Origin of the sequence: Thioalkalivibrio sp. ALJ16 (assembly GCF_000377345.1) — a bacterium.
Classification (GTDB): domain Bacteria; phylum Pseudomonadota; class Gammaproteobacteria; order Ectothiorhodospirales; family Ectothiorhodospiraceae; genus Thioalkalivibrio.
Window position 1 is genome coordinate 85,942 of record NZ_KB898046.1, and the last position, 7,977, is coordinate 93,918.

The window sequence follows — 7,977 nt, forward strand, 5'->3', positions numbered from 1 at the left end:
GGGGTCTGGTATCCTTCGCGCTGTCGTCGTTTCCGGCGACTTCAAATTCTTTCTGACACGCGACGCTCGACCCCGCGTATGGGTCGGCGAAGGAGCCTCGCAATGCCCGCAGTAACCCTCCCCGACGGCAGCCGCCGCGAGTTCGATCACCCGGTCACCGTGCTGGATGTCGCCAAGGACATTGGTCCCGGTCTCGCCAAGGCGACGCTGGCCGGCAAGGTGAACGGCCAGCTGGTGGATGCCCGCCACGAGATCGACGATGACGCGGAAGTCGCGATCGTGACCGACCGCGACCCGGAGGGGGTGGAGATCATCCGGCATTCGACTGCGCACCTGATGGCGCAGGCGGTCAAGCAGCTCTTTCCCGAGGCGCAGGTCACCATTGGTCCGACCATCGAGAACGGCTTCTACTACGACTTCGCCTATGACCGCGGCTTCACGCCGGAGGATCTGGAGAAGATCGAGAAGCGCATGAAGGAGCTGGCCAAGCAGGACCTGCCGGTGGAGCGCTCGCTGATGGACCGTGACGAGGCGGTGAAGTACTTCCGCGACATGGGCGAGGCGTACAAGGCCGAGATCATCGCGTCGATCCCGCAGGGCGAGAACATCTCGCTGTACAAGCAGGGCGACTTTGTCGATCTCTGCCGCGGCCCGCATATCCCGTCTACCGGCAAGCTGAAGGCCTTCAAGCTGACCAAGGTGGCCGGTGCCTACTGGCGCGGCGACTCCGACAACGAGATGCTGCAGCGCATCTACGGCACCGCCTGGGCGAACAAGGACCAGCTGAAGGAATACCTGGACCGGTTGAAGGAGGCCGAGCGCCGGGACCACCGCAAGATCGGCCAGGAGCTGGATCTGTTCTCGATCCAGGATGAGGCCGGCGGCGGCCTGGTGTTCTGGCACCCGAAGGGCGCGCGCATCCGCCGCGAGATCGAGAAGTACTGGTACGACATGCACGAGAAGGCGGGTTACGACTTCGTCGTCTCGCCGCACATCGCGAACCTGGAGCTGTGGAAGACCTCCGGTCACGCGGATTTCTATTCGGAATCCATGTACGAGCCGATGGAGGACGAGCACCAGGCCTTCCAGCTCAAGCCGATGAACTGCCCGTTCCATGTGCTGATGTACAAGGACCGGCTGCATTCCTACCGCGATCTGCCGCTGCGCTGGGCGGAGATGGGCACGGTGTACCGCCGCGAGATGTCCGGTGCGCTGCACGGGCTGATGCGCGTGCGCGGCTTTACCCAGGACGATGCGCACATCTTCTGCCGCGAGGACCAGATCGAGGCCGAGGTGATGGCGGTGATCGACCTGACGCTGGAGGTCCTGCAGACCTTCGGGTTCGAGAAGTTCGACGTGAACCTCTCGACCAAGCCGGAAGACGCCGTCGGCTCCGACGAGATCTGGGAGCACGCGACCGCGTCGCTGCGCTCCGCGATCGAGAAGAAGGGGCTGGAGTACTCGGTGGACGAGGGCGGCGGCGCCTTCTACGGCCCGAAGATCGACATCAAGATCCACGACGCGATTGGCCGCGAGTGGCAGTGCTCCACGGTGCAGCTGGACTTCAACCTGCCCGAGCGCTTCGACATGGAATACGTGGCCGAAGACAACGAGCGCCGGCGCCCGATCATGATCCACCGCGCGCTCCTGGGCTCGGTGGAGCGCTTCTTCGGCGTGCTGATCGAACACTACGCCGGGCACTTCCCGACCTGGCTGGCCCCGGTGCAGGCCGAGGTGCTGACCATCACCGAGCGCCAGGACGCCTACGCCGAAGAGGTGACCAAAGCGCTGCGCGACAAGGGTTTCCGGGTCGAGGCGGACTTGAGAAACGAGAAGATCGGCTTTAAGATTCGCGAGCACACGCTGAAGCGCGTGCCGTACCTGCTGGTCCTTGGTGACAAGGAAATGGAAAACGGTCAGGTGGCGGTGCGCACGCGAAGCGGCGAAGACCTGGGCGTGATGAGCGTCGAGGCCTTCGGCGAGCACCTCCGGGAGGAGGTCGCCGGTCGCCATCACTGAACCGAACTGGAGAAAAGGCTATTAGCGCAGCGAAAACGGTCCGCCTGAACGATCAGATCACCTGTCCGCAGATTCGACTGATCGACGCCGAGGGCGAGAATCGCGGCGTCTGCAGTACTGCAGAGGCCCTGGAAATGGCCGCGGAGAGCGGTCTGGACCTGGTCGAGATCTCGCCCAACGCCGAACCGCCCGTAGCCCGGATCATGGACTACGGCAAGTTCAAGTTCGAGCAGGCGAAGAAGGCGCAGGAAGCCAAGAAGAAGCAGAAGCAGATCCAGATCAAGGAAGTGAAGTTCCGTCCGGGTACGGACGAGGGCGACTACAAGGTCAAGATTCGCAACCTGCGCCGCTTCATCGAGGCCGGCGACAAGGGCAAGGTGACCATCCGCTTCCGCGGGCGCGAAATGCGCCATCAGGAGCTGGGTGGCGAGTTGCTGGACAAGATCGAGCAGGACATGTCCGATATCGCGGTCGTGGAACAGCGACCGAAGATGGAAGGACGCCAGATGATCATGGTGCTGACCGGCAAGAAGAAGTAGGCCGGTCAGACAACAAGGGCGGTCGGGTCTCCGCATACCCGCATCGCCTTTTCACAAACGGCCGGCCCGAGTTGGGTACGGCCCAAAATGCCGGAGAGAGCAATGCCGAAAATCAAGACCAATCGGGGTGCGGCCAAGCGTTTCGCCCGTACCGGGTCCGGGAAGTTCAAGCGGTTCCAGTCGCACCGCAGCCACATCCTGACCAAGAAATCCACCAAGCGTAAGCGTCAACTGCGCAGTCCGGCCATGGTGCACGAGGCGGATGTCGCCGCCGTGCGCAAAATGCTGCCGTACCGTTGATCTGACCGAGGAAGAAAGACATGCCACGAGTCAAGCGCGGTGTAACCGCTCACGCCCGTCACAAGAAGGTCCTCAAGCAGGCCAAGGGCTACTACGGCGCCCGGAAGAACGTCTTCCGCGTTGCCAACCAGGCCGTCATCAAGGCCGGCCAGTATGCCTACCGTGACCGTCGCCAGAAAAAGCGTCAGTTCCGGGCCCTGTGGATCGTCCGCATCAATGCGGCGGCCCGCCACTTCGATCTGTCCTACAGCCGCCTGATGGACGGTCTGAAGAAGGCCGAGATCGAGATCGACCGCAAGAGCCTGGCCGATCTGGCCGTGCACGACCTGACCGCCTTCGGCAAGATCGCCGAACAGGCCAAGGCCGCACTGCCGGCCTGACGAGGTCCTGCAGGATTACCCGCCGGGCGCTGCCTGGCGGGTCCCGGAAAGGGGAGGGTCGACGCCCTCCCTTTTTTGTTTCGGGAACACGGAATACCGGGACGGCGGGCAGCCGCCGCCCACCACTTTCGGGGAAATGCGCGTGGAGCAACTGCAACAGCTCGTCGCCGAGGCCCGTGACCGCATCGAGGCGGCCACGGACCTGAAGGCGCTGGATGATGTCCGGGTGCAGTACCTGGGCAAGAAGGGCGCGATTACCGCCCAGCTGAAGGAGCTCGGCAAGCTGCCGGCGGAGGAACGCCCGGCTGCCGGTCAGAAGGTCAACGAGGCCAAGGCCGAGGTGTCCGGCCTGATCGATGCGCGCAAGGCTGCGCTGGCGCAGAGCGCGTTGACGGATCAGCTGGCGCGCGAACGGATCGACGTGACGCTGCCCGGGCGGCCGCAGTGGGAGGGTGCTCTGCACCCGATCACGCAGACGCTGGAACGGATTGAGACGTTCTTCGCGGGGTTGGGTTTTCAGGTCGCGCAGGGGCCGGAGGTCGAGGACGACTTCCATAACTTCGAGGCCCTGAATATTCCCGAACACCACCCCGCGCGGGCGATGCACGATACGTTCTATTTCGACGCCCACCGGGTACTGCGGACCCATACCTCCCCGGTACAGATCCGGACGATGGAACAGCAGAAGCCGCCGCTGCGGGTGATTGCGCCGGGTCGGGTCTATCGTTGCGACTCCGATCTGACCCACAGCCCGATGTTCCACCAGGTGGAAGGCCTGTGTGTGGATACCGGCATCACCTTCGCGGATCTGCGCGGCGTGCTGAGTGCCTTTCTGCAGAGCTTTTTCGAGCGCGACGACCTGGCTACGCGCTTTCGGCCGTCGTATTTCCCGTTCACCGAGCCGTCCGCCGAGGTCGACATCCAGTGCGTGCACTGCGGTGGCGAGGGCTGCCGGGTGTGCAGTCATACCGGCTGGCTGGAGGTGATGGGCTGCGGCATGGTGCACCCGAACGTGCTGGGCCATGTCGATATCGACCCGGAGCAGTACACCGGCTTTGCCTTCGGCCTGGGTGTCGAACGCATGGCGATGCTGCGCCACGGGGTGAATGATCTGCGCTTGTTCTTTGACAACGACATCCGGTTTATCGGGCAATTCGGGCAGACAGGCTAATGCGTATCAGTGTGCAATGGCTGCAGGAATGGCTGCAGTTTGACGAGTCCCCGGAACAGCTGGGACACCGCCTGACCATGGCGGGTCTGGAGCTGGATGCGATGGAGGCGGCCGCACCGGCATTTACCGGCGTGCGGGTGGGACACGTGCTGGCGGTAGAACCGCATCCGGATGCCGACCGCCTGCGCGTATGCCGCGTGGATGCGGGTGAGGATGAACCGCTGACGATTGTCTGCGGGGCGCCCAACGTGCATGAAGGGATGCGGGCACCGGTCGCCGTGGTCGGCGCGGTGCTGCCCGACAACTTCAAGATCAAGAAATCGAAACTGCGCGGCGTCGCCTCTGCGGGGATGCTGTGCTCGGCACGCGAGCTGGGGCTTGCCGAGGACGCCGAGGGGCTGATGGCGCTGCCGGCGGAGTTCGAGGCCGGCGCGGATCTGCGGGCGGTGCTGGGGCTGGATGACACCATCCTCGAGGTCGATCTGACCCCGAACCGGGCCGACTGTCTCGGCATGCGCGGGATTGCACGCGAGTGTTCGGCACTGCTGGATCGGCCGCTGCAGACGCCGGCCATCGAGGCTGCGCCGGTCGCAGGGACGGCCCGGGTCGCGGTAGAGGTCGAGGATGAGGCCGCCTGCCCGCTGTATGCCGCACGCGTGCTGGAAGGCCTCGATGCCGGGGCCGCGACGCCATGGTGGATGCGCGAGCGGCTGCGACGCGCGGGCGTGCGTCCGCTGAGCGCGATTGTCGATGTCACCAATTACGTGATGCTGGAACTGGGACAGCCCCTGCATGCCTTCGATGCGGGCCGCGTCGGGGATTGCATTCGCGTGCGCTGGGGGCGTGAAGGGGAACGCCTGACGCTGCTGGGTGGCGATCAGACCGTGACCCTTTCGCCGCGCGATCTGGTGATTGCGAACGACGCCGAGGCACAGGCCCTGGCCGGGGTGATGGGAGGGGCCGCGAGCGCGGTGGACGAGGCCACCACGCGGGTTGTGCTGGAGTGTGCCCATTTCACCCCGAGGGCCCTGGCCGGCCGGGCCCGCGCCCACGGCCTGCATACCGATGCCTCGCATCGCTTCGAGCGCGGTGTCGATCCGACGCTCGTGCCCGAGGCCATGGAGCGCGCCACGCACCTGCTCCTGCAGATCTGCGGCGGCCAGTGCGGGCCGGTGGTTCAGAGCGGCGAGGTCCCGGCCTCGCACGCGGAACAGGCCATTGCGCTGCGCCTCGGACGGATCGAGCGCCTGCTTGGTCTGGCGCTGGCGCCAGACGAGGTCGAACGGATCCTTTCGGCGCTGGACTGCCGGGTACAGGCGGGCGACGAGGGCTGGATGGTGCACCCGCCGCGGGCACGCTTCGATCTCGCGCGCGAAGAGGATCTGATTGAAGAGCTGGCCCGGGTGCATGGCTATGACCGGCTGCCGCAGACGCTGCCACAGCCGGTCGCCCCGGCGAGCACCACGGACGGTCTGCGGGCCCTGCGTGCCGGGCTTGCCCGCCGCGGGTTCCACGAGGTGATCAGCTTCAGCTTCATCGCGCGCGAGGCCGCGAAGGCCTTCTATCCGGAGGTCGAACCGCTGGCACTGGCCAACCCGATCTCCTCGGATCTCGCGGTGATGCGCCCGGGCCTGTGGCCGGGGCTGGTGACCACCGCGGCCTACAATCAGGCACGGCAACAGTCCGATCTGCGCCTGTTCGAGCATGGGCTGCGCTTTGTCCCGGATGCCTCCGGACTGCGCCAGGAGCCGCGTCTCGCGGGCCTGCTGGGTGGCCATGCTGGTCCGGAGTCCTGGGAGGGCGAAAGCCGCCGGTTCGACTTTTTCGATGCCAAGGGCGTGGTCGAGGCGCTGTGCGCGCAGGTGGATGGCCAGCCGGGCTTTCGTGCGGAGGTGCATCCCGCTCTGCATGACGGGCAGTCCGCGCGGGTGCTGGTGGGTGGCAAGCCGGTCGGCTGGGTCGGGCGCCTGCACCCGGCGCTGTGCGAGCGCTTCGATGTGGAGTCGGTGTATCTGTTCGATCTCGATGCGACGGTTGTGGCGCGGGCACCGGTGGTGCAGTTTCAGCCGCTGTCGGCCTATCCGTCCATTCGCCGCGATCTGGCGCTGGTGGTGGCGGATTCGGTTCCAGCCGGCGACGTGCTCGCGGCGATCGATGAACTCGACCTGGACCTGCTGCAGGGCGTGCGCCTGTTCGATGTCTATCGGGGCAAGGGCTTGAATCCGGACGAAAAGAGCCTGGCTTTGGGCTTGATTTTGCGGGCTTTTGATCGCACCCTAGGCGAACAGGATGTGGTCAGTGTCACCGCCGCGGTGGTGCAGCATCTTCAGGCCCGCTTCAACGCAACCCTGAGACAATAGCCAATGGCAGCTGTAACCAAGGCGGATCTGGCCGCCGCGCTGAATGAAGAACTGGGTCTCAACAAGCGTGAGGCCAAGGAATTCGTCGAAATGTTTTTCGAGGAGATGCGCCAGTCGCTGGAAGCGGGCGAGGGCGTGAAGCTGTCCGGTTTCGGCAACTTCATCCTGCGTGACAAGAATCAGCGGCCCGGCCGCAACCCCAAGACGGGGGAAGAGATCCCGGTATCGGCCCGGCGGGTGGTGACCTTCCGCCCCGGCCAGAAGCTGCGCGAGCGGGTGGAGAGCTATGCTGGAGGCGAGTAACCATCAGGAACTCCCGGCGATCCCGGGCAAGCGCTACTTCACTATTGGCGAGGTCGCCGAACTGTGTCAGGTGAAGCCGCACGTTCTGCGCTACTGGGAGCAGGAGTTCCCGATGCTCGAGCCGGTCAAACGGCGCGGCAACCGACGCTACTACCAGCGCCAGGATGTGATCCTGATCCGGCAGATAAGGGCGCTGCTGTATGAAGAGGGCTACACCATCAACGGTGCTCGTCAGAAGCTCTCCGGTGACGAGGCCAGGGGTGATCGCCAGCAGGCCCGCCAGGTGATCCAGGACACGATCTCCGAGCTCGAGTCGATCCTGAAGGTGCTGCGCGCCTGAGACCGGCCGCCGCGCACGGGGCCCACGGGCCGGCTGCAGGTGGAAAGTGTGGTTCGGTGCTTTCGTGGAGGTCGAGAATCCGCTATGATTCGCGGCTTCGGGGCGTGGCGCAGCCTGGTAGCGCATCTGCATGGGGTGCAGAGGGTCGCAGGTTCAAATCCTGCCGTCCCGACCAAAACCGCAGGATTGAAAAAGGCCGCTTTCGAGCGGCCTTTTTTATGGTTCATCGAAGGATACCGGGGAGGTATTCGAGCGTTGAATGGCATCGTAATCTCGCGTGGAGCCGGATTGGACGCGGGAGAGCGGGATGCTGGACAAGAAGACGTTGCAGAAGCTGGGCGGTTGGGAAGGCTATCGGCTGGAACGTGCGGTGTGGCCGGAGGAGGCCGGCGGCACGCTGGAGCTGCACCTGAAGCCGACGCGGCAGTGGATGCACTGCGAACGCTGCGGGCACCGGACGCGTCAGGTGCACGAGACGACGCTGCGGCGGGTTCGGGATCTTCCCCTGTTCGAGTACCGGGTGGTGCTGGTGGTGCCGCGTCGCCGGGTGTGGTGCGAGCACTGC

9 protein-coding genes and 1 tRNA gene are annotated in these 7,977 nt (G+C 65.1%); all 10 read left to right on the forward strand.

All coding sequences use genetic code 11. From position 1 onward, the window contains the following. The first annotated feature begins 102 nt into the window (after positions 1-102). Positions 103-2,019: a threonine--tRNA ligase gene (gene thrS, locus D000_RS0109660; RefSeq protein ID WP_018873330.1), complete on the forward strand. Its 1,917-nt coding sequence runs from the start codon at positions 103-105 to the stop codon at positions 2,017-2,019. Between the two features lie 20 nt (positions 2,020-2,039). Continuing rightward, positions 2,040-2,558: a translation initiation factor IF-3 gene (gene infC / locus D000_RS0109665; protein ID WP_196800603.1), complete on the forward strand. Its 519-nt coding sequence runs from the start codon at positions 2,040-2,042 to the stop codon at positions 2,556-2,558. 102 nt (positions 2,559-2,660) lie between these two features. Then, entirely contained in the window at positions 2,661-2,858 is a 198-nt protein-coding gene (gene rpmI, locus D000_RS0109670) for a 50S ribosomal protein L35 (RefSeq protein ID WP_018139157.1), read from the forward strand. Between the two features lie 20 nt (positions 2,859-2,878). Continuing rightward, positions 2,879-3,238 carry a 50S ribosomal protein L20 gene (rplT, locus tag D000_RS0109675; protein WP_018873332.1) on the forward strand — a complete coding sequence of 120 codons (360 nt, stop codon included), beginning with the start codon at positions 2,879-2,881 and terminating at the stop codon, positions 3,236-3,238. Positions 3,239-3,380: 142 nt separating this feature from the next. Next, complete coding sequence (gene pheS / locus D000_RS0109680) at positions 3,381-4,409, forward strand: phenylalanine--tRNA ligase subunit alpha (RefSeq protein ID WP_026279895.1); 1,029 nt, start codon at positions 3,381-3,383, stop codon at positions 4,407-4,409. Further along, entirely contained in the window at positions 4,409-6,769 is a 2,361-nt protein-coding gene (gene pheT, locus D000_RS0109685) for a phenylalanine--tRNA ligase subunit beta (protein ID WP_018873334.1), read from the forward strand. The genes pheS and pheT overlap by 1 nt, the downstream gene beginning before the upstream one ends. Before the next feature lie 3 nt (positions 6,770-6,772). Continuing rightward, positions 6,773-7,072: an integration host factor subunit alpha gene (locus D000_RS0109690; protein ID WP_018873335.1), complete on the forward strand. Its 300-nt coding sequence runs from the start codon at positions 6,773-6,775 to the stop codon at positions 7,070-7,072. Beyond that, positions 7,056-7,412 carry a MerR family transcriptional regulator gene (locus tag D000_RS0109695; protein ID WP_018873336.1) on the forward strand — a complete coding sequence of 119 codons (357 nt, stop codon included), beginning with the start codon at positions 7,056-7,058 and terminating at the stop codon, positions 7,410-7,412. Before D000_RS0109690 ends, D000_RS0109695 begins: the two co-directional genes overlap by 17 nt. Before the next feature lie 98 nt (positions 7,413-7,510). Continuing rightward, a tRNA-Pro gene (locus D000_RS0109700) sits at positions 7,511-7,587 on the forward strand. Between the two features lie 132 nt (positions 7,588-7,719). Then, positions 7,720-7,977 (forward strand): transposase family protein (locus tag D000_RS0109705; protein ID WP_018873251.1); only part of this gene is annotated, 258 nt, incomplete at its 3' end.

Excerpts from the sequence above, each read along its gene's own strand:
- D000_RS0109695 (WP_018873336.1), top strand. The coding sequence starts at position 7,056 with ATGCTGGAGGCGAGTAACCATCAGGAACTCCCGGCGATCCCGGGCAAG.
- thrS (WP_018873330.1), top strand. The coding sequence starts at position 103 with ATGCCCGCAGTAACCCTCCCCGACGGCAGCCGCCGCGAGTTCGATCAC.
- D000_RS0109690 (WP_018873335.1), top strand. The coding sequence starts at position 6,773 with ATGGCAGCTGTAACCAAGGCGGATCTGGCCGCCGCGCTGAATGAAGAA.
- rplT (WP_018873332.1), top strand. The coding sequence starts at position 2,879 with ATGCCACGAGTCAAGCGCGGTGTAACCGCTCACGCCCGTCACAAGAAG.
- pheT (WP_018873334.1), top strand. The coding sequence starts at position 4,409 with ATGCGTATCAGTGTGCAATGGCTGCAGGAATGGCTGCAGTTTGACGAG.
- rpmI (WP_018139157.1), top strand. The coding sequence starts at position 2,661 with ATGCCGAAAATCAAGACCAATCGGGGTGCGGCCAAGCGTTTCGCCCGT.